Origin of the sequence: Sinorhizobium kostiense, from assembly GCF_017874595.1 — a bacterium.
Classification (GTDB): domain Bacteria; phylum Pseudomonadota; class Alphaproteobacteria; order Rhizobiales; family Rhizobiaceae; genus Sinorhizobium; species Sinorhizobium kostiense.
The window spans coordinates 25601-46082 of sequence record NZ_JAGILA010000002.1 but is presented as its reverse complement, the minus strand read 5'-3'; the positions used below and the strand labels follow the sequence as shown (position 1 = coordinate 46082).

Sequence of the window (20482 nt, the reverse complement as noted above, 5' to 3'; positions counted from 1 at the left end):
CGATCAACGTCAGGCGTCTCAAACTGGTGCAAAGTCTCATTCTGAGAAACGAAGTTCTTGTTTACCATGCCAGTATCGCCGCATTCAACTGCCGCGCACGCCTTCGCGCCGGCATTAGCCCAGTCGGGCAGCGTTACGGCCGAAGTTCTCGAACACTGTTTGTTTGGCGACACGAATTGCGGGACCAGCGTCAGCTACACGATGATCGTTGGAGGGGGACCAGGCGGCACGCAGCCTCCACGGTGCCCAGAGGTGCAGCCGTCCGCTGCAATAGCCGAGTCACGGGAGCAAGCGAACTGACCGATATCACACACGGTCCCGTGCCTTCTGCGACAGGATGAGAAACGCAATCACAATTTTCACGGAATAACCGTCGGCCTCGCCCGTTCTACTTTCGATTTCAACGGACGGGAAGGCTGCAATGCTCAACATTGTCAATCCGGAGGTGCTGGCGGGGAGAGAGGAGCCCGCCCCGACACGTCTGTGGGTCCGATTGCCAGAGGGACGCCTGCGCGCAGACGTTTTTGTGCCGGCTAACCCGCAGGCTTCGGTGCCTCCGCTTTTAGCCTTGCACGGGATTTCGCGCGCCGCGAACGCACTCTCCACAGCGTTTGCGGCGCCGGCCGCCGCCGCGGGTCGAGTGCTTATCGTTCCGCGATTTCCGCCGGGCGACTGGCCAGTGTTTCAGCGGATCGGCGGCGCGCGGCCAGACAAGCCTTTGCTGGCCCTTCTCTCCCGATTGCAAGCGGTGGGGCTCGCGCATACCCGGAAAGTCGACCTGTTCGGCTTTTCAGGTGGCGCGCAACTCGCGCACCGATTTGCGATGCTCTATCCGCAGCATGTGGCGGCGCTCCACGTGGCTGCCGCCGGCTGGTATTGCTTGCCGGACGATAGCGTGCCCTTCCCGATGGGACTGCGGACCGAAGCCGACAGGGTTACCCCGGGCGAACCGGATATCGCGGGTTTGATGCGGGCGCAGCTTTCAGCCTTCCTGAAAATCCCGCTTCGAATCTACGTAGGCGAAGATGACCGCCTGCGAGACCCCGCCCTACGGCGGGACCGACGCATAGATAAAACGCAAGGCCGGGATCGCGTGGCCCGTGCCCATGCATTTGCCGCTGCCTTCAAGAGCGCTGCGCACGCGCGCGGCATCGTTCCGACCCTGAGCCTCACGATCCTACCCGGCTGCGGTCACGATTTCCCGCAATGCGCCCACGTCGCTGGCCTTGCTGCTCAGGTCTGCGGTTTTTCAGTAACCAAAGGAGACGACAATGAACCAGCATCTCTTCGCCCGTGCTAAATGGGCTTTCTCCACCCGGCGTGCTACCCGTGCCCTTGCGTCCGATCTTGACCAGCGGTGGGACGAGGTGGCACCCGGTCAGTTCATCCTTGGGCAGGTGATTTCCATCGGACAGCACGGGCGGATGCAGCTCGCATCAGGGCGGCCGTCGACCCTCTACCCCGGCGATCTAATCGTCATGCCCTGCGGTGCGCGCTATGCGCCGGATCAGTTCGAGGGGATTGCCGAGATCGATCCCAAGGGCTGTGACATGCTGGCGGGCGGTGGATGCTTGGGGCGAATGATGCACCGCAATGATCGGATCAAGCCACCGACGCGGGTGCAGCCCCTCGGACGCATTACTGCTCCCGATGGGCAGGTGCTGGATACGTTGAATTTTGCCCTGCCTCGCGCGACGGCCACGCCCTCGCTGCCGGTGATCGTCGTCTTGGGGACCGCAATGAATTCCGGCAAGACGACGGCGACGGTCGCTCTTTCGCACGGTCTGACGCTGGCGGGATGGCGCGTGGCGACTTTAAAAGGCACGGGAACGGGATCATTTGGCGACTTTAACCACTATCTGGATGCCGGCTCAGCCTTCGTGGCCGATTTCACCGATGCAGGAATGGTCACGACCTATCGCGAGCCGTTGGCGCGCGTAGCGCTAGGTATCAGGGACGTATTGGCCGCCGCCGAAGATGCGGGATGCGATTTGGCAGTAATGGAGATTGCCGATGGCATTTTCCAGCGGGAGACGGCGGCTTTGATCGCTGATCCGGGGTTCCGGACATGGGCCTCGGGTGTCATCTTTGCCTGTGGGGATGCCGTGGCGGCGGCCGGCGGTGTGGCGGAGTTGGCCCGTCAGGGGGTTCACCCATTGGCATTGACGGGCCTTCTGTCTTGCTCACCGATGGCTTCTGCCGAGGCGCTTGCCGCCACGGGCGTTCCTGTCATCAATCGGTCACAGCTTCTGGATCCGGCGGAAGCGAACCGTTTTGCGGTGCAGGTCGGCGCGCAACGGGTTGCGAGTGCGGCATGAACGCGCCGCTACTCTTCTCGGGGCGACGGCGGATATTGTTCGCAGGTCTGATCGGAGCGGCGCTCGCTCAGGCTGTGTCATTGGCCGCCACCGCCTTCGCGACAAGGGCGGCCTTCTCCTGGCTCGACGAGACGGGGAAGATTCCACCCTTCGTGCTCTGTGCGCTAGCGGGCGCAGGGTTGGCGATGGCCGTAATACGCCCCTTGTTCAGAACGCTCGCTGAAGATTTCGGTCAGGACTATGCCCGTGACGTGCGGCTGGCTCTGTTCGACCATACCAGTCGAACCGCCGCTTCGGAACTGAAGAAGCGACGGGCTGGCCACATGGCGATGCGGTTTATCGGCGACCTGGCTGCGTTGAAGAATTGGCCGGGTCTTGGTTTGCCACGGCTTGTGCAAGCGGCCGCACTATTGCCTGCCGCCATCGGCGTGTTGTTCTGCTTGGCAGCCCCTTTCGGGTGGACCGGCTTGGTAATGACCGCCGCGGCACTTGTGGCACTTTTGGCTGGAGCCAAAAGTCTAACGGCATCGCACAGGCTGTTGCGGGCGCGCAGAGCGCAGTTGGCGGCCGACATGGCGGAAAGGCTGCCGCTCGCCCCGCAACTGGCTGCGCTGGGGCGCCGCGCACGCGAGTTGCGCCTCATCAGGAAGCGTAGTGCCGCCTTGCGCCGCGTGGCCCTCGAACGAGTCGCTTTGGCCGAATTGCTGCACGGCCTGCCGGAGGCGCTAGTCGGAATCGCCGCTGCCGTGATCCTCATCTATGGATCGCGCGCCGGGTTGGCCTCGGGAACAATTGCAGCAGCGTTGGCAGCTCTTGGTCTCTCGCTGTATCCCTTGCGCCAGGCAATGGGAGTCGTGAACCACTTTGCCGCCTTCCGCGCCGCACATGCCAAGCTGGCAGCGGCATTCGCTCGTCCTCTGCGTGCCGATTCCTTCCGGGACCTTCGACTAGGGAGGGGCCCTCTGTCGCTTTCTCTCTCGCTTCCTGACATAACCCCATTGACATTGAAGCCGGGCGAAGACGGGCATCTCCCCGAAACAGCATCTTCAATCGTGCCCATCTTGTCCGGCCACGACGCTGCGCCTGTGGATGGAGTTGCGCTTGGAGGACAGCCGATCGGCCGGCTGACTTTGGGAAGTCTGCGTCGCAACGTCGCCGTCATTGGTCCAAGGCCAGCGGTTTTGCGTGGAAGCATACGGCGTGCATTGACGCTCGGCGTGTTGGACCGTCCCTCCGATGAGACCATTCGCAAGAGGCTGGTCGTACAGAACCTTGGACCTGTCCTTGAAGGTCTCGGCGGTTTGGACCGCCGAATTGCCGAAGGGGCCGCGGATCTATCGGATGCCGACCGTGTCCGCCTTGCCGCGCTCCGCGCAGCGCTGGGGCGTCCGGGCTTGCTGGTAATTGTCGCGAACCTGCCTGACCTATCAATAGACGTTTGGGCACGAACCCACCCTGCGACGCGGCTCTGGATAGTGCCTTGCCGGCATCCCGATGCGGCGTTCGGTCCGACGATACGCTCGTTGCACTGACCCGGGTCCGTTTCGACCGGATGTCGGAAGGGGCGCCTCGGCGGCGCCGGTGAGCCGGACGGAGGCGACAGTGCAGTGGCCGTTTCGGCCGATTTCAAACTACCGTGCCGTCCCGCAGATTGCTCGTGCATTCAACAAGCCCCAGCCGAAGACGGGATCCTTGCCCGGATCACCCAGATCTTCGACGTTCCCGGTCAATCGGTCACGGATCAGCTCGGGCGGGATTTCAGGGTTTGACGCCTTCAACAATGCCACCGCGGCGGTAACGAACGGCGCTGCGAACGAAGTTCCCGTTTTTGGGCGTGCTCCGCTTATCGATGCTGCGGTCCAGACCGCGACGCCTGGAGCGGCGAAGTCGATGTGCTCGCCGCGACCGGCGCGCCGGTAGGGGCGCTTGTCCCTGTCCGTGGCGGTTACGGCGATCACTTCCTCATAGGCCGCAGGATAGACCGGTTCGGCTTTCGGACCTTCGTTCCCAGCGGCTGCAACCATGATGATGCCTTGTTCATCGACCTTCTTTACGGTCTGCTCCAGCAGCGGATTGGGTGGGCCGGCAAGGCTCAGATTGATCACCTGCACCTTGCGTGCGGCAAGGAGATCGAGGGCGCGTACGAGATCGAAAACCCCGGAGCGGTCGTCCTGCCGTCCGGCTCGGTGAAAAGCGTCCACGGCAATCAGCTTGCCGCCCGGTATGAGCCCCGGCGTGCGGCTCGCGGCGGAGCCGACTAGCAGGGCAGCGACGGCAGTGCCGTGCTGCCTGCCCGACCCGGGCAGTTCTTCATCGGTGAGACGGATGATCTCGATCGCGCTACCTGCGAAGGCATCGTGCTGAGGGTTGATAGCGGTGTCGATCAGGCCGATCGTCGAGGTGGGTATGCAGGCGCCGGGCCACTCGTGGGCCGTTGGCCAGCCGATCATCGTGCGCGCGAGGCAGTCTCCCTGAGCGCATGGGCCCCCGGGCCGCTGTTCCGGCCTGAAATAGTGGTTGTATTCGATGACCGCCTCGGGCGCGAGAACTTGCGCCCGTTTTCTGGCAGCATTCAGGGTTGACCCCGAGGGGATGCGAAGCTTGACTATCTCCGTGTCGAACGTCGCCATTCTGCCGCGATCGAGGATGCGGAAGCCCGCCCCCGTCAGTTCATGGAGCTGCGCCGGGGCAAAGCCCAGCCCGACGATCTCATCAGGCGCCTGGGTCGGTTCAGGCGCAGGTGCTCTTATACGCCGTGAAGTGCTCCGGCGCGGGAAGAGCCCGCGTAACGGGAGCAGGGTCCTGCCGCCGCTCCATCCCACGCCGGGGCGATAGGCGCCGGAGCGCTCGGAACCGCCGGATCCACCCCGATCGTTATCGTCGTCGTCATCGTCGGCGAAGGCTTCGCTTACCGCCAAAAGTCCGAGCGCTCCGCTTCCCGGCGGAACCAGGATATCTCCCGCGACGAGCGCGACTGCAGCGAGCGGAGCGATGAGGGAAAGTTTCAGCGTGGTCGGCATCTGAAAACCTCCGTCTTTATGGCCGAGCTCCATCAGGGAAGCGCTATTCCTTGGACGACTGGAGCGGCGCCTGTACATTGCACGGTAACGGTTGAGTCGCCGGTCTATTCCCCAATTTTGCGGAGTTTCGGGAAGATGAGCAATACGGTGAAAGACGTCGGTGAGCGCCTCATAGCGTTCCTGCCTAATCTTCGCCGCTTCGCCATCTCGATTTCAGGCTCCCGCGATCTCGCCGATGACCTTGTCCAGGCGGCCTGCGAGCGGGCGCTCGCCAATGCCGAGCGCTTCGAGCCCGGCTCGCGCTTCGACGCCTGGATGTTCCGCATTCTCCGCAACCTTTGGATCGACCATCTGCGCAGGCAGAAAACTGCAGGCGTTCAGGACGACATTTCCGAACGCCAGGACATTGCCGGCCCATCCGGCGAGCGCGAAGCCGAAGCGCGGCTGACGCTCAAGACGGTGACTGAAGCGATCGCCGATTTGCCGGACGAGCAGCGGGAGGTGTTGCTGCTCGTTTGTGTCGAGGAGTTTTCCTATCGCGAGGCGGCGGACGTTCTCGACATTCCGATCGGCACCGTCATGAGCCGACTGGCACGAGCCCGCAAGAATCTGGCCGAAGCTGCGGGAATAACAGAGACGTCGGCACGTTCTCAGACGATGAAGGGCGTAAACTGATGACCAGAACGGATTTCTCCGACGAACTGCTGATGCGCTTCGCCGACGGCGAGCTTGATGCCGCCACGTCCGCTGAGATCGAGCGGGCCATGGAGGCGGATGACGAGCTTGTCGCGCGGGTGGCGCTTTTCATCGAGACACGCCACGCGGCGAAGACCGCCATGAAGCCGCTTCTCGAGGAGCCGCTGCCGGCCGATCTCGAGGCCGCCGTCGAAAGGATGGTCGCGGAAAAGCTCGCCGCGCGGAACGCGCCCGGCGCCGCTGTTCTTCCCTTCCAGCGAGGCGGTGCGAACGATCGGAGGGCGAGCCGCTGGCTGGCGCCGATGGCTGCTTCTCTTGCAGCCGTCGTCGCCGGGTTCGGCGGATATTGGCTTGGCCTCGGCACAGACCCGGTGCCATCGGGCCTCCTGCCTCTGGCCGTCAGCAGCCCCGCGCTTGACGCGGCGCTCGTCAGCGTGCCCTCTGGGGAGGAGAGGCAATTGCCGAATTCAAACCAGCGCTTCCGGGCGATCGCCACATTCCGTGATAGTGCACGGGCGCTCTGTAGAGAATTCGAGCTGGATTCGGCCGACCGCTCAACCGTGGTTTCCGTTGCCTGCCGTACCGGAGCCGAATGGCGCGTGGCTTTCGCCGTCGTCGCCCCCGGCGACAGCGGCGGCTATGCGCCGGCATCATCCACCGAAACACTGGACGCCTATCTGTCGGCGATCGATGCCGGGCCGCCGCTCGAAACGGCCGAAGAGGCTAAAGCCCTGCGCGACCTTCGCGGCGGGACGTAAAGGTGGCGACGAAGAGTTCCGTCGTGGAATAGAAGCGCACGTCGCCCGTTACTCCACCGGACCTAAGGACAGGTCCGGTTCAAATGAGGAGTGATTGGCATGACCAAAATCTGGATAAACACGGCACTCGCCGCGGGTTTGGCGGCAATTGTTGGTTCTGCTGCGGCGGCAAAGGAACAGCCGCGGCTGCTTGATGACAGTGGCGGCTCGTCCACCAGCCAAGCCCATGCCCACACCAACGGCACGATCATCGTAGCCGGCAACAGTTCGTCCAACTCGAGTTCGAATTCGTCGAGCAATTCCAGTTCAAACTCGTCCTCCAACAGTTCGTCGAATTCAAGCTCGAACTCATCCTCAAACTCATCCTCGAACAGCTCTTCGAACTCCAGTTCGAACTCGTCCTCGAACAGTTCTTCCAACTCAAGCTCGAACGGCTCGGGTCGGGACTATCGTCCTGGCAAGCTGTGGCACGTGCGCTGACCTTGCAAGAGAGCGAGCCAGAGAGGGGCCGGATGTCGATCCGGCCCCCGCTCGTTTATCGACCAGGTTATGATCTTAGGTCGATCGACCTCAAATCATCGTCATCTGGGGTCAGCGAGAAGCGCGCGCCAGCGTTCGGTACCAGCCTTCCCCGGCAAGCGTGTTCCTGTAAATGGTTTCGCGTTCGGCGGCCTCCTTGCGATTCTCTGCACGGATCTCCGCTGTCACGGCCGCGTCCATGCGGCGAAACGGAATGACCTGTACGAGCGGCGTTCCCTTCTCAACGACATAGAGCCCGTCCGGAGCCGTTGCAAAAAATGGAAAATGGATGTGCGCGGCGTAAGTATCCGTATCGACAATGCCGGCGACGCACTCGAATGGCTGTCCCGGGCGGTTGAGGGGCGGCAGAAATAGGCAGCTCCAGCCCGGCGGAGTGCGGATCGACCAGTAGTTGTGAAACTTGCAGGGAGGCGAGGGTTCCCTTGGATTCCCCGCCACCTGGTGGGCCCCGTGATTGCTGACCATCACCCGATCGAACTCCCAGCCGGCCTCGACCGAACTGCCTCCATCCCTGATCTCGAGCCTGACGGTCGCGGCAAGCGGCAAGATCCAGCCGGTGGTCATGGCATCGAGAAAAGGCATGCAGCGTTTGACGGTCAAGCCGTTATTGGTGGTCGACACGTGTTTTTTGTCGACCGCGGGAAGCTTGCGGAACCAGTCCGGCAAGACAGCCTTGGCGGGAACCGGCGGCGCAATGACGCCGCTGTCCTCCGGCCGGCATAAAAAGCGGATCACCCGCGGCTCTCTTCGTAGAGTCTGAAACATCCCGATTCTCCTGATGAATGGCTCTGGAGAAACGGCTCAAAGCGACTTCTATTCCGCTCACAGCGCTTGAAGGCTTGGTCCCAATTGGCTGACGCTCTCGCATGGCACCGTGTTACGCGTCTGAAGCGATGGGAATGGCTGTCTCGGGCAGCAAGGATCCTCAAGGCAGGCGGTCAAAAAAATCGAGGATCTCCTGACGTCATTCGAAATACCTTCTATAAAAGTTCTCCGTTCTTGGACGTCCGGAGGATGCAAATGATCCGGCTTGAACCACCCCTACGAGTCGCAACCGAAGCAGATGCAAGGGAGCTGGCTGATCTCGTCAACTTCGCTGGCGAGGGTTTGCCCCTCTACATTTGGGAGGGACTTGCAATGGACGGCCAGGATCCTTGGGAGGTTGGTCGCGCTCGGCAAATGGAAAAGGTGCGCGAAGGCCAGATCGTGGTTGTGGACTTTGGAGACGGTGCCGTAGCAAGTCTGACTGGCTATCCGATCGGCTCGGAGCCCAGGCCGACTGGCGAGGACTTCCCCGCCCTGTTTCGGCCGCTTCAAGAACTGGAGAACAAGGCGCTCGAAAGCTGGTATGTCAATGTACTGGCCTGCTATCCGGAACACAGGGGGCAAGGGCTTGGTTCACGGCTTCTCGATCTTGCAGAACAAATAGCACGGGAAGGGGCGCTTTGTCGGATGAGTGTCATCGTCGCCAGCAACAATGTAGGTGCAAGACGACTGTATGAACGGCATGGCTACGAGGAAGCTGCAACACTCCCCTGTGTGAAGGAAGGCTGGGACACCGACACAGAGCACTGGGTGCTTCTGATTAAATCGCTTCGTTGAGTGGAAGACTGCTGAGTCCGCAGGGCGTCCGATTCGTCTGGAGAGGACTTCCATCTTTCACCAGCGGGAACCCCGTGTCGGCGCCAGCGTCGGCCACATTGCATCAAGGAGGCATTTCAGATGGAAATCTTTGAATGCGGGTCAAGGCCGTCGGCGCGTGGGCCGGCTGAATATTTTCAAGGTGCCGTGCGGCAGGACCCGGCCTTCGAAGCGCCGGCACCGGCTCGGGCTCGCGTAGTCACGGTCACCTTCGAGCCCGGAGCGCGAACCGCCTGGCACACGCACCCGCTCGGCCAGACCCTGATCGTCACCGCCGGTTGCGGCCTCGCCCAGAGCTGGGGCGGCCCGATCCGCGAGATCCGCGCCGGCGACGTCGTCTGGTTTCCGCCCGGCGAGAAGCATTGGCACGGCGCCGCCGCGGAGACGGCGATGACCCACATCGCCATCCAGGAAGCGCTCGACGGCAAGGCGGTCGATTGGCTGGAGCATGTGACGGACGAGCAGTATCGCGGAGGGTGAACCGAGACGGTTGTAGTTAGTATGCCAGGGAAAATGGTGGGCGATGAGAGACTCGAACTCCCGACATCCTCGGTGTAAACGAGGCGCTCTACCAACTGAGCTAATCGCCCTTCGCGTCGCGAAGCAATGTCCGCCGCGTCGGTGGGCGTCATCTATGCGCAACCGGCGAAAACCGCAAGGGGATTTCAGCGAATTTATCGATTTTTTTGTGAGCGCCGGTGAGGGCCCTGGATCGGTATGAGGAAGCCTGTGGACTGACCGCCGGGTGCGGCGGCTCGTTTGTTTCGGGCATCTGGCGCTCCGTGATGCGCAATGAGGCGGCGAGGGGAGGGGCGCTCGGACGCTCCGCATGCGCCTTTTTTCACCGCCTCAATGCCCCTGTGGATCAAAATCCGGTCCGTCACGGATTTGTCTTCAAACACGCTTGACACCCAAATGCGAACCGCTTAGTTAGCCGCACATCAAGACGGCCCGGCCGCCTTGAGCGGGGCGCGCGAGCGCTCCGGCCAGTCAAAGAGGATGCGGGTGTAGCTCAGTCGGTTAGAGTGCCGGCCTGTCACGCCGGAGGTCGCGGGTTCGAGCCCCGTCACTCGCGCCACTCTCAAGTCTGGTGGCATCGGCATTCTCAAAACGTGCCGATGGTGAGATAATGGCCCCTGGCCATATGCGCGGGTGTAGCTCAGTCGGTTAGAGTGCCGGCCTGTCACGCCGGAGGTCGCGGGTTCGAGCCCCGTCACTCGCGCCACTTCCTTTCATTCCATAAGCGATCGGCACGTTCGACACGATGTCTTTTGCGTTGCGGCAAACTGTCTCGAAGTCATTTCCTCTGGAAACTGGCCGATGCCGGTCAATGGCGCGTCAAGTTGCCTCATTGGCGAGACAAGGGCGCTCGAACCCTGTGTCTCGAAGCGGTTTAAATGCCTGTTCGAGGCTTGCGCATGGGCTCGGCCTGCGCTAACCACTCTGGCGTTGCAACATGATTTTCGGCCTGCGGCTTTACGTGTTCTAAGCGCGTCTCCCGGTGCGCTTCGCAGGCAGGGACGGATAACAATGACTGAACTTCTCGGTTCCTATGTACCGATCGCGATTTTCATTGGAATCGCACTTGTGATCGGCCTCGCGCTTCTGGTCGCTCCCTTCGCCGTCGCCTTCAAGGCGCCTGATTCGGAAAAGCTGTCGGCCTATGAGTGCGGCTTCAACGCGTTTGACGACGCCCGCATGAAGTTCGACATCCGCTTCTATCTCGTGTCGATCCTCTTCATCATCTTCGACCTCGAGGTCGCGTTCCTTTTCCCCTGGGCGGTCTCGTTCAAGGATCTGGGCTGGTTCGGCTTCTGGTCGATGATGGTCTTCCTCCTGGTGCTGACGGTCGGCTTTATCTATGAATGGAAGAAGGGAGCGCTGGAATGGAACTAGCATCCGGCACCACGCTCGTTGCGCCGCAGCCGAAGGGTCTCCTCGATCCCGCGACCGGCAAGCCGATCGGCAGCAATGACGCTTTCTTTGGCGAGATCAACAATGAGTTGGCCGACAAGGGCTTTCTCGTTACCTCGACGGACGAGCTGATCAACTGGGCGCGCACCGGTTCGCTGATGTGGATGACCTTCGGCCTTGCCTGTTGCGCCGTCGAGATGATGCAGATGTCGATGCCGCGCTATGACGCCGAGCGCTTCGGTTTCGCGCCGCGCGCCTCTCCGCGTCAGTCCGATGTCATGATCGTCGCCGGCACGCTCACCAACAAGATGGCGCCGGCGCTGCGCAAGGTCTACGACCAGATGCCCGAGCCGCGCTACGTCATCTCGATGGGTTCCTGCGCCAACGGTGGCGGTTACTATCACTATTCCTATTCGGTCGTGCGTGGCTGTGACCGTATCGTTCCCGTCGACATCTACGTGCCAGGCTGTCCTCCCACGGCAGAAGCGCTGCTCTACGGCGTGCTTCTGCTGCAGAAGAAGATCCGCCGCACCGGCACGATCGAGCGCTAAGGGCAGGGGGTCCTAAGATGAGTGAAGCCCTGAACGAGCTTGCGTCCTATCTCCGCGAGGCGCGCGGCGCGCTGATTGCCGACTCTGTCATCAAGTATGGTGAGCTGACGCTCACGGCGAAGGCAGAGAACCTGATCGCGCTCCTGACCTTCCTGCGCGACGACGTGCAGTGCGGTTTCGTCAACCTGATCGACGTCTGCGGCGTCGACTATCCGCAGCGGCCGGATCGTTTCGACGTCGTCTATCATCTCCTGTCGCCGCGGCAGAACATCCGCGTCCGGGTGAAGGTCTTGACGGCCGAGGATGAGCCGGTTCCCTCCGCCACCGCGGTCTTCCCCGGTGCCGACTGGTTCGAACGGGAAGCCTACGACATGTACGGCATTCTCTTCACCGGCCATCCGGATCTCAGGCGCATCCTGACCGATTACGGTTTCGAGGGCTATCCGCTGCGCAAGGACTTCCCGCTGACCGGCTTCGTCCAGGTGCGCTATGACGACGAGGTCAAGCGGGTGGTCTATGAGCCCGTCGAACTGAGGCAGGAGTTCCGCAACTTCGATTTTCTCTCGCCCTGGGAAGGCACGGAATATGTGCTGCCCGGCGACGAGAAGGCGAAGGCACGGTGACATAAGTCGGCCCGGGCGACCCAGATGGGGCGCCTTCCGGCCTGGAGCAATCGGTATGACCGAACATAACGTCCGCAACTTCAACATCAATTTCGGTCCGCAGCATCCGGCCGCCCACGGCGTTCTCCGCCTGGTGCTCGAGCTCGACGGCGAAATCGTCGAGCGTGTCGATCCGCATATCGGCCTGCTCCATCGCGGCACCGAGAAGCTGATCGAGGCCAAGACCTATCTGCAGGCCGTGCCCTATTTCGATCGGCTCGACTACGTTGCGCCGATGAACCAGGAGCACGCCTTCGCGCTCGCCATCGAACGGCTGACGGGCACGGAGGTGCCGATCCGCGGTCAGCTCATCCGTGTGCTCTATTCGGAAATCGGCCGCATCCTGTCGCATCTGCTCAATGTCACGACGCAGGCGATGGACGTCGGTGCGCTGACGCCGCCGCTCTGGGGCTTCGAAGAGCGCGAGAAGCTGATGGTCTTTTACGAGCGGGCGAGCGGGGCGCGCATGCACTCGGCCTATTTCCGTCCCGGCGGCGTACACCAGGACCTGCCGCATCAGCTCGTCGAGGATATCGGCAACTGGATCGAGCCGTTCCTGAAGACGGTCGACGATATCGATGAGCTCCTGACCGGCAACCGCATCTTCAAGCAACGCAATGTCGATATCGGCGTTGTCAAGCTGGAGGATGCCTGGGCGTGGGGCTTCTCGGGCGTGATGGTTCGCGGCTCGGGCGCCGCCTGGGACCTGCGCCGGGCGCAGCCCTATGAATGCTATTCGGATCTCGAGTTCGACATCCCGATCGGCAAGAACGGCGACTGCTACGACCGGTATCTCATCCGTATGATCGAGATGCGTCAATCCGCGCGCATCATGCGCCAGTGCGTGGATCGCCTGCTTGGCGATGCGAAGGTCGGGCCGATTTCCTCGCTCGACGGCAAGATCGTGCCGCCGAAGCGCGGCGAGATGAAGCGCTCGATGGAAGCACTGATCCATCATTTCAAGCTCTACACCGAGGGCTACCACGTGCCGGCCGGCGAGGTCTATGCCGCCGTCGAGGCGCCCAAGGGCGAGTTCGGCGTTTATCTTGTCTCGGATGGCACCAACAAGCCATACCGTTGCAAGATCCGTGCACCGGGCTATGCGCATCTTCAGGCCATGGATTTCCTCTGTCGCGGACACCAGCTTGCCGACGTTTCGGCTGTGCTGGGCTCGCTCGACATCGTATTCGGCGAGGTGGATCGCTGATGCGTCTGGCGCTGCTTGCCGCTCTTGGATCGTTTGCGCTTGTTGGCCCGGCCTTCGCTCAGGAGCAGGTGGCGAGCGAGACTTCCTCCGGTGGGTCCATGGCCGCGCTGCTCGCAAAGGGTTACGAGATCAAGGCAGCCGTCGCCAACGGCACGCGCTACATCGTGTTTTTGCAGAAAGACCAGTCGGCCTATGCCTGCGAATTCGTCACGCTGACGAGGTCGCGGTGCGGTTCGATCAATTGATAAGGTGTCCACTAGAATGTCCGTTCGTCGACTAGCCGAAGACACTGTCCAGCCAGCGAGCTTTGCCTTCAGCAAGGAGAACGCCGCCTGGGCCAAGGCAACGATCAAGAAATATCCGCAGGGTCGCGAGCAGTCGGCGGTGATCCCATTGCTGATGCGCGCCCAGGAGCAGGACGGCTGGGTGACGCGGGCGGCCATCGAAGCGATCGCCGATATGCTCGGCATGGCCTATATCCGCGTTCTCGAAGTGGCGACATTTTATACGCAGTTTCAGCTGAAGCCCGTCGGAACGCGCGCGCATGTGCAGGTCTGCGGCACGACGCCCTGCATGTTGCGCGGCGCGGAGGACCTGATCAAGCTCTGCAAGAAGAAGATCGCTCCTGAGCCCTTCGAGCTGAACCAGAGCGGCACGCTCTCCTGGGAAGAGGTCGAGTGTCAGGGCGCCTGCGTGAACGCGCCGATGGTCATGATCTTCAAGGATAGTTACGAGGACCTGACGCCAGAGCGGCTTGAGGAAATCATCGATGCGTTCGAGGCGGGCAGGGGCGCTGAAATCGAGCCAGGTCCGCAGGTCGAGCGCATCTATTCGGCGCCGATCGGTGGTCTGACGAGCCTGAACGCGCCGGAGCCGGCCGAGAAGAAGGCAGGCCGCGCGCGCAAGGCGCCGGACGAAAAGGCGATCAGCGTGCCGCCTGCGAACGCCGCCAAGCCGAAAACCGCAGCCGATGTCACCAATCCGGCGCTCAAGACCCCGGCAACTGCCAAGAAGGAAGCGGCGAAGATCGCCAAGGTCGAGGGCGAGACCACCGTCGACAAATCCAAGCCTCAGAAGAAGCGGTAAAGAGGTGACACAATGCTGAGAGATGAAGATCGCATCTTTACCAATATCTACGGCCTCAAGGACAGGTCGCTGAAGGGAGCCATGGCACGCGGCCATTGGGACGGCACCAAGGAGCTCCTCGAGAAAGGCCGTGACTGGATCATCAATGAGGTGAAGGCATCCGGCCTTCGCGGCCGCGGCGGCGCCGGCTTCCCGACCGGCCTCAAATGGTCCTTCATGCCGAAGGAAAGCGACGGCCGGCCGCATTACCTCGTCGTCAATGCCGACGAGTCCGAGCCCGGCACCTGCAAGGACCGCGACATCATGCGCCACGATCCGCACACGCTGATCGAGGGCTGCGTCATTGCGAGCTTCGCCATGGGCGCTCATTCGGCTTACATCTATGTGCGCGGTGAGTTCATCCGCGAGCGCGAAGCGCTGCAGGCGGCGATCGACGAGTGCTACGAATACGGCCTCCTCGGCAAGAACAACAAGCTTGGCTACGACATCGACATCTTCGTCCATCACGGCGCCGGCGCCTACATTTGCGGCGAGGAAACGGCATTGCTCGAGAGCCTCGAGGGCAAGAAGGGCCAGCCGCGCCTGAAGCCGCCATTCCCGGCGAATATGGGTCTTTATGGCTGCCCGACGACAGTCAACAATGTCGAGTCCATCGCAGTGACGCCGACCATCCTGCGCCGCGGCGCCGGCTGGTACACGAGCTTCGGCCGCCCGAACAACCACGGCACCAAGCTCTACTCGATTTCGGGCCATGTAAATCGCCCGTGCACAGTCGAGGATGCGATGTCGATTCCGTTCCACGAGCTGATCGAGAAGCACTGTGGCGGCATCCGCGGCGGCTGGGACAACCTGCTCGCGGTCATTCCCGGCGGTTCGTCCGTCCCCTGCGTGCCCGGCGCGCAGATGAAGGACGCGATCATGGACTATGACGGCCTGCGCGAGCTTGGCTCCGGCCTCGGAACCGCCGCCGTCATCGTCATGGACAAGTCGACCGACATCATCAAGGCCATCTGGCGCCTCTCCGCCTTCTACAAGCATGAGAGCTGCGGCCAGTGTACGCCCTGCCGCGAAGGCACGGGCTGGATGATGCGCGTGATGGAACGGATGGTGCAGGGCCGCGCCCAAAAGCGCGAAATCGACATGCTCTTCGACGTGACCAAACAGGTCGAGGGCCACACGATCTGCGCGCTCGGCGACGCCGCCGCCTGGCCCATTCAGGGTCTGATCAAGCATTTCCGTCCGGAAATGGAAAAGCGAATCGACGAATATACGCGCAATGCGACGTCGCACGGCGCGGTGTTGGAAGCAGCGGAGTAACGAAACATGGCCGGTGAACGCAAGGAAGGGCAGGGCAGGGAAGTGGTAACCGTTATTCCGTTTGCGCGTGTCGCCGACGCGAATCCGGCCGATCCGTTCGCCGTGGCCGAATGGGTGAAGAAGATCCCGAATGCGTCGCTGCATCCGATGATGGCGCACCCCGCCGCGGCTGTGGCCACCGCGACGGCTCTTGGCTTCGGCCTGACGAGCCACATTGCCGGAATCATGTTCGGCGTGATGCAGGGCGCGGCAAGCGTTCTGCAAAAGACCGTCGTGGAGCGTGTGCCGCCGCGCCCCGCGGAGCCGAGCGCTGCGTCGCCGGCAAAGCCGGCCGAAGCGAAGGCGTCGCCAGCGCCGGTTTCCCCCGTTACCACGCCGAAGCCGAAGGCCGCCACAAAGCCAGCCGCGCCGGCGCCGGCAAAGCCCGCCGAAGCGAAGGCGTCGCCAGCTCCGGCGGCTCCCGTTAGTGCGCCCAAGCCGAAGGCCGCCACAAAGCCGGCCGCGTCGGCGCCGGCAAAGCCGGCCGAAGCGAAGGCGTCGCCAGCTCCGGTGGCTCCCGTTACCGCACGGAAGCCGAAGGCCGCCAGAAAGCCGGCCGCGTCGGCGCCGAGGAGCAATCCCAGCGACGATCTCAAGCGCATCTCCGGGGTCGGCCCGAAGCTGGAGCAGGTGTTGAACGGCAGGGGCATTCGCCGGCTCGCCGACGTCGCGGCTTTGAGCGCGGCGGATGTGGCGCGGCTCGATGCGGAGTTAGGTCTGGAAGGCCGCATCGCGCGCGACGATTGGGTCGGCCAAGCGAAGGCGCTGATCGGAAAGAAATAAGGTGATGGCCGCCGGGATATCACCGCAAGCGGCAAGGTCGTGACGAACAAGGCCGTAAAGGAATTGTCTGCCGGCAAGCAAGAGCAGGCGGACGGAAGACAGGATTGAGTACGAAGATGGCTAAGCTGAGAGTCGACGGAAAAGAGATCGAGGTCCCGGATCATTTCACGCTGCTGCAGGCGTGCGAAGAGGCCGGCGCCGAGGTCCCGCGCTTCTGTTTCCATGAGCGGCTTTCGGTTGCCGGCAACTGCCGCATGTGTCTGATCGAGGTGAAGGGCGGTCCGCCGAAGCCGGCGGCGTCCTGCGCCATGGGTGTCCGCGACCTGCGCCCAGGGCCGAATGGCGAGGCGCCGGAAATCTTCACGACCACGCCGATGGTCAAGAAGGCGCGCGAAGGCGTCATGGAGTTCCTGCTGATCAACCATCCGCTCGATTGTCCGATCTGCGACCAGGGCGGCGAGTGCGACCTGCAGGACCAGGCGATGGCCTTCGGCATCGACAACTCGCGCTATCAGGAAAACAAGCGCGCGGTCGAGGACAAGTATATCGGCCCGCTCGTCAAGACGGTGATGAACCGCTGCATCCATTGCACTCGCTGCGTCCGCTTTACGACCGAGGTTGCCGGCATTGCCGAGCTCGGCCTGATCGGCCGCGGCGAGGATGCGGAAATCACCACCTATCTCGAGCAGGCGATGACGTCGGAACTGCAGGGCAACGTCGTCGACCTCTGCCCGGTCGGCGCGCTGACCTCGAGGCCGTTCGCCTTCACCGCCCGTCCATGGGAGCTCAACAAGACCGAATCGATCGACGTGATGGATGCGCTCGGCTCTGCGATCCGCGTCGACACGCGCGGCCGCGAGGTGATGCGGATCATGCCGCGCGTCAACGAGGACATCAACGAGGAGTGGATCTCCGACAAGACCCGCTTCATCTGGGATGGGTTGAAGACGCAGCGCCTCGACCGCCCCTATGTGAAGAAGGACGGCCGTCTGCAGCCGGCGAGCTGGGGCGAGGCGTTCCAGGCCATCAAGGCCGCCGTCGACAGTACCTCGGGCGACCGGATCGGCGCGATCGCCGGCGATCTTGCCGCCGTCGAGGAAATGTATGCGCTGAAGGAGCTCGTCTCCTCGCTCGGCTCCGAGAACCTCGATTGCCGTCAGGACGGCGCAGCTCTCGACCCGTCGCTCGGGCGCGCAAGCTATCTCTTCAACCCGACGATCCAGGGCATCGAAAGCGCCGACGCGCTCCTCATCATCGGTTCCAATCCGCGTTTCGAAGCCTCGGTTCTCAACGCCCGCATCCGCAAGCGCTACCGCATGGGCAACTTCCCGATCGCCGTGATCGGCGAGCGGAGCGAATTGCGATACGAGCATGAATATCTCGGTGCCGGCACCGATACTTTGGCCGAGCTCGTTTCGGGCAAGGCGAAGTTCTTCGCGACGCTCAAGAAGGCCGAACGGCCGCTGATCATCGTCGGCCAGGGTGCCCTCACAGGGGAGGGCGGCGCCGCCGTTCTCGCCAATGCCGCAAAGCTGGCGGTCGCGGTCGGCGCCGTCGGCGCGGCATGGAACGGTTTCGCCATCCTGCATACCGCTGCCGCGCGCGTCGGCGGTCTCGATCTCGGCTTCGTGCCCGGCAAAGGCGGCAAGGCCGCGGCCGAGATGGTGGCGGGAACGGACGTGTTGTTCCTGCTCGGCGCGGACGAACTCGATCTTTCGGCGCGCAAATCGGGCTTCACCGTTTACATCGGCTCACATGGCGACAATGGCGCGCACGCTGCCGACGTCATTCTGCCGGGTGCCGCCTACACCGAAAAATCCGGTATCTGGGTCAACACCGAAGGCCGGGTGCAGATGGGCAACCGCGCCGGCTTTGCGCCCGGCGACGCCCGCGAGGATTGGGCAATCATCCGCGCGCTTTCGGATGTGCTTGGCAGGAAGCTGCCGTTCGATTCGCTCGGCGAATTGCGCACCAGGCTCTTCGCCGCTTATCCGCATTTCGCGGAGGTCGACGGCATCGCCGTGGGCGCCAACGACGAAATTGCCGCACTCGCGCAAAAAGCCGGTGAGATGGCGAAATCCGTGTTTGCGTCTCCGGTCAAAGACTTCTATTTGACGAACCCGATAGCGCGCGCATCCGCCGTCATGGCCGAATGCTCGGCCTTGGCGCGCAATAATTTCAAAGCTGCGGCGGAATGAGCGCGAGGGAATAGAGCATCATGGACGCTTTCATTTCGACCTATGTCTGGCCCGGGGCCATCATCATCGGCCAGTCGCTCCTGCTTCTGGTCGCGCTGCTTCTCTTCATCGCCTATATCCTGCTCGCGGACCGCAAAATCTGGGCGGCCGTTCAGATGCGCCGTGGCCCGAACGTCGTCGGTCCCTGGGGGTTGTTCCAGTCTTTCGCCGATCTTTTGAAGTTCGTCTTCAAGGAGCCGATCATTCCCGCCGGTGCCAACAAGACGATCTTCCTGCTCGCCCCATTGGTCTCCGTGACGCTGGCTCTTGCCGCCTGGGCCGTCATTCCGCTCAATGCGGGTTGGGTGATCGCGGACATCAATGTCGGCATCCTCTTCGTCTTCGCCATATCTTCTCTCGAGGTTTATGGCATCATCATGGGCGGTTGGGCCTCGAACTCGAAATATCCGTTCCTTGGAGCCTTGCGCTCTGCCGCGCAGATGGTGTCATACGAAGTCTCGATCGGCTTCGTCATCATCACCGTGCTGCTCACCGTCGGCTCGCTGAACCTGACGGACATCGTCACCGCCCAGACCGACGGCCTCGGAACCAGGATCGGCCTGCCGGCTTCCTTCCTCGACTGGCACTGGCTGTCGCTTTTCCCGATGTTCATCGTGTTCTTCATCTCGGCGCTTGCCGAGACGAACCGCCCGCCCTTCGACCTGCCGGAAGCCGAATCGGAACTCGTCGCCGGCTTCATGGTCGAATACGGCTCGACCCCGTACATGATGTTCATGCTTGGCGAATACGCGGCCATCTGCCTGATGTGCGCCCTGACGACGATCCTTTTCCTCGGCGGCTGGCTGCCTCCGGTAGACATCTGGCTCCTGAACTGGGTGCCGGGCATCGTCTGGTTCGTGCTGAAGGCTTCGCTCGTGTTCTTCATGTTCGCGATGGTGAAGGCTTTCGTGCCGCGCTACCGCTACGACCAGCTGATGCGTCTCGGTTGGAAGGTCTTCCTGCCGCTGTCGCTCGGCATGGTGGTCATCGTCGCATTCGTTCTGAAGCTGATGGGGTGGGCGTAATGGCCACTCGAGCTTCGCTGCATACCGCCGGCGCCTCCCAGGCCGGCAAGTTTGGAGGTTAAGATGGCCGGCCTCACCCAAGCCGTCAACTCGCTGTTCCTCAAGGAATTCGTCGCGGCATTCATGCTGTCGATGCGCTATTTCTTCCGGCCGAAGGCAACGGTGAACTATCCCTTCGAGAAGGGGCATGTCAGCCCGCGCTTCCGCGGTGAGCACGCCCTGCGCCGCTATCCGAACGGCGAAGAGCGTTGCATTGCCTGCAAGCTCTGCGAGGCGATCTGTCCTGCCCAGGCCATCACCATCGAAGCCGGTCCGCGTCGCAACGACGGGACGCGCCGCACTGTGCGCTACGACATCGACATGGTGAAGTGCATCTATTGCGGTTTCTGCCAGGAAGCCTGTCCGGTCGACGCAATCGTCGAAGGGCCGAACTTCGAATTCGCCACCGAGACGCGCGAAGAGCTCTACTACGACAAGGAAAAGCTCCTCGCCAATGGCGACCGGTGGGAACGGGAAATCGCGCGCAACATCGCAATGGACTCGCCCTATCGCTGAGGCCGTCCGCGTCACGGAGTATCGCGTCGCTCCTTGAAGCGGTGCGTAGAAAACGGGTTTGGGGCACCGGCCGGACTGAGGTCCGGCCTTGCCTCATGGAGTGGGGGCGGGGCCTTCACGCCGAGCAAAGACA

21 protein-coding genes and 3 tRNA genes are annotated in these 20482 nt (G+C 62.6%); 20 read left to right on the top strand and 4 right to left on the bottom strand.

Going from position 1 to position 20482, the window contains the following annotated elements; all coding sequences use genetic code 11:
- Window positions 1–421 precede the first annotated feature (421 nt).
- Genes J2Z31_RS06645 through J2Z31_RS06635 form a run of 3 tightly spaced genes read left to right on the top strand, consistent with a single transcriptional unit; the run spans window position 422 to window position 3850 of the window.
- Window positions 422–1300 (top strand): hypothetical protein, encoded by an 879-nt coding sequence (locus J2Z31_RS06645; protein ID WP_209601137.1) that lies wholly within the window; start codon window positions 422–424, stop codon window positions 1298–1300.
- Window positions 1272–2318: a DUF1611 domain-containing protein gene (locus J2Z31_RS06640; RefSeq protein WP_209601136.1), complete on the top strand. Its 1047-nt coding sequence runs from the start codon at window positions 1272–1274 to the stop codon at window positions 2316–2318. The genes J2Z31_RS06645 and J2Z31_RS06640 overlap by 29 nt, the downstream gene beginning before the upstream one ends.
- On the top strand, window positions 2315–3850 hold the full coding sequence (locus J2Z31_RS06635; protein WP_209601135.1) for an ABC transporter transmembrane domain-containing protein: 1536 nt from the start codon (window positions 2315–2317) through the stop codon (window positions 3848–3850). The genes J2Z31_RS06640 and J2Z31_RS06635 overlap by 4 nt, the downstream gene beginning before the upstream one ends.
- Before the next feature lie 99 nt (window positions 3851–3949).
- Here J2Z31_RS06635 and J2Z31_RS06630 read toward each other — a convergent pair whose 3' ends face one another.
- Window positions 3950–5338: a S8 family serine peptidase gene (locus J2Z31_RS06630; RefSeq protein ID WP_209601134.1), complete on the bottom strand. Its 1389-nt coding sequence runs from the start codon at window positions 5336–5338 to the stop codon at window positions 3950–3952.
- Window positions 5339–5473: 135 nt separating this feature from the next.
- Here J2Z31_RS06630 and J2Z31_RS06625 point away from each other — a divergent pair, with 135 nt between their 5' ends.
- Entirely contained in the window at window positions 5474–6013 is a 540-nt protein-coding gene (locus tag J2Z31_RS06625; RefSeq protein WP_209601133.1) for an RNA polymerase sigma factor, read from the top strand.
- Window positions 6013–6792 carry an anti-sigma factor family protein gene (locus tag J2Z31_RS06620; protein WP_209601132.1) on the top strand — a complete coding sequence of 260 codons (780 nt, stop codon included), beginning with the start codon at window positions 6013–6015 and terminating at the stop codon, window positions 6790–6792. Before J2Z31_RS06625 ends, J2Z31_RS06620 begins: the two co-directional genes overlap by 1 nt.
- A gap of 62 nt (window positions 6793–6854) precedes the next feature.
- Here J2Z31_RS06620 and J2Z31_RS06615 read toward each other — a convergent pair whose 3' ends face one another.
- Both J2Z31_RS06615 and J2Z31_RS06610 read right to left on the bottom strand, forming a co-directional pair.
- Window positions 6855–7211, bottom strand: coding sequence for a hypothetical protein (locus J2Z31_RS06615; protein ID WP_209601131.1), 357 nt, complete (start codon window positions 7209–7211; stop codon window positions 6855–6857).
- A gap of 172 nt (window positions 7212–7383) precedes the next feature.
- Window positions 7384–8097, bottom strand: coding sequence for a DUF6065 family protein (locus J2Z31_RS06610; RefSeq protein ID WP_209601130.1), 714 nt, complete (start codon window positions 8095–8097; stop codon window positions 7384–7386).
- A gap of 255 nt (window positions 8098–8352) precedes the next feature.
- Between J2Z31_RS06610 and J2Z31_RS06605 the strand changes: the two genes are divergently transcribed.
- Together J2Z31_RS06605 and J2Z31_RS06600 are read left to right on the top strand one after the other, a co-directional pair.
- Entirely contained in the window at window positions 8353–8934 is a 582-nt protein-coding gene (locus tag J2Z31_RS06605) for a GNAT family N-acetyltransferase (RefSeq protein WP_209601129.1), read from the top strand.
- Between the two features lie 120 nt (window positions 8935–9054).
- The gene (locus J2Z31_RS06600) at window positions 9055–9453 is read left to right on the top strand and encodes a (R)-mandelonitrile lyase (protein ID WP_209601128.1); all 399 of its coding nucleotides are present in this window, start codon (window positions 9055–9057) and stop codon (window positions 9451–9453) included.
- Between the two features lie 34 nt (window positions 9454–9487).
- Here the strand turns inward: J2Z31_RS06600 and J2Z31_RS06595 are convergent.
- Window positions 9488–9563 (bottom strand) — tRNA-Val (locus J2Z31_RS06595).
- 411 nt (window positions 9564–9974) lie between these two features.
- Between J2Z31_RS06595 and J2Z31_RS06590 the strand changes: the two genes are divergently transcribed.
- The 13 genes from J2Z31_RS06590 (at window position 9975) to nuoI (ending at window position 20349) form a co-directional block, all read left to right on the top strand.
- A tRNA-Asp gene (locus J2Z31_RS06590) sits at window positions 9975–10051 on the top strand.
- A gap of 70 nt (window positions 10052–10121) precedes the next feature.
- Window positions 10122–10198, top strand: a tRNA-Asp gene (locus J2Z31_RS06585).
- Between the two features lie 305 nt (window positions 10199–10503).
- Complete coding sequence (locus J2Z31_RS06580; protein ID WP_026619307.1) at window positions 10504–10869, top strand: NADH-quinone oxidoreductase subunit A; 366 nt, start codon at window positions 10504–10506, stop codon at window positions 10867–10869.
- A complete protein-coding gene (locus J2Z31_RS06575) occupies window positions 10860–11438 on the top strand; it encodes a NuoB/complex I 20 kDa subunit family protein (protein WP_209601127.1) in 579 nt (192 codons plus the stop codon). Before J2Z31_RS06580 ends, J2Z31_RS06575 begins: the two co-directional genes overlap by 10 nt.
- 17 nt (window positions 11439–11455) lie before the next feature.
- Window positions 11456–12061 carry an NADH-quinone oxidoreductase subunit C gene (locus J2Z31_RS06570; protein ID WP_209601126.1) on the top strand — a complete coding sequence of 202 codons (606 nt, stop codon included), beginning with the start codon at window positions 11456–11458 and terminating at the stop codon, window positions 12059–12061.
- Between the two features lie 55 nt (window positions 12062–12116).
- The gene (locus J2Z31_RS06565) at window positions 12117–13307 is read left to right on the top strand and encodes an NADH-quinone oxidoreductase subunit D (protein ID WP_209601125.1); all 1191 of its coding nucleotides are present in this window, start codon (window positions 12117–12119) and stop codon (window positions 13305–13307) included.
- Window positions 13307–13552, top strand: coding sequence for a hypothetical protein (locus J2Z31_RS06560; RefSeq protein ID WP_209601124.1), 246 nt, complete (start codon window positions 13307–13309; stop codon window positions 13550–13552). The genes J2Z31_RS06565 and J2Z31_RS06560 overlap by 1 nt, the downstream gene beginning before the upstream one ends.
- 16 nt (window positions 13553–13568) lie before the next feature.
- The gene (nuoE, locus tag J2Z31_RS06555) at window positions 13569–14393 is read left to right on the top strand and encodes an NADH-quinone oxidoreductase subunit NuoE (RefSeq protein ID WP_209601123.1); all 825 of its coding nucleotides are present in this window, start codon (window positions 13569–13571) and stop codon (window positions 14391–14393) included.
- Between the two features lie 12 nt (window positions 14394–14405).
- Window positions 14406–15710, top strand: a complete 1305-nt coding sequence (gene nuoF, locus J2Z31_RS06550) for an NADH-quinone oxidoreductase subunit NuoF (RefSeq protein WP_209601122.1) — start codon at window positions 14406–14408, stop codon at window positions 15708–15710.
- 6 nt (window positions 15711–15716) lie between these two features.
- The gene (locus tag J2Z31_RS06545; RefSeq protein WP_209601121.1) at window positions 15717–16532 is read left to right on the top strand and encodes an NADH:ubiquinone oxidoreductase; all 816 of its coding nucleotides are present in this window, start codon (window positions 15717–15719) and stop codon (window positions 16530–16532) included.
- 116 nt (window positions 16533–16648) lie between these two features.
- Window positions 16649–18730 (top strand): NADH-quinone oxidoreductase subunit NuoG, encoded by a 2082-nt coding sequence (nuoG, locus tag J2Z31_RS06540; RefSeq protein WP_209601120.1) that lies wholly within the window; start codon window positions 16649–16651, stop codon window positions 18728–18730.
- Window positions 18731–18750: 20 nt separating this feature from the next.
- Window positions 18751–19794 carry an NADH-quinone oxidoreductase subunit NuoH gene (gene nuoH / locus J2Z31_RS06535; protein WP_209601119.1) on the top strand — a complete coding sequence of 348 codons (1044 nt, stop codon included), beginning with the start codon at window positions 18751–18753 and terminating at the stop codon, window positions 19792–19794.
- A gap of 63 nt (window positions 19795–19857) precedes the next feature.
- Window positions 19858–20349 carry an NADH-quinone oxidoreductase subunit NuoI gene (gene nuoI, locus J2Z31_RS06530; protein ID WP_209601118.1) on the top strand — a complete coding sequence of 164 codons (492 nt, stop codon included), beginning with the start codon at window positions 19858–19860 and terminating at the stop codon, window positions 20347–20349.
- The last annotated feature ends 133 nt before the right edge of the window (window positions 20350–20482 follow it).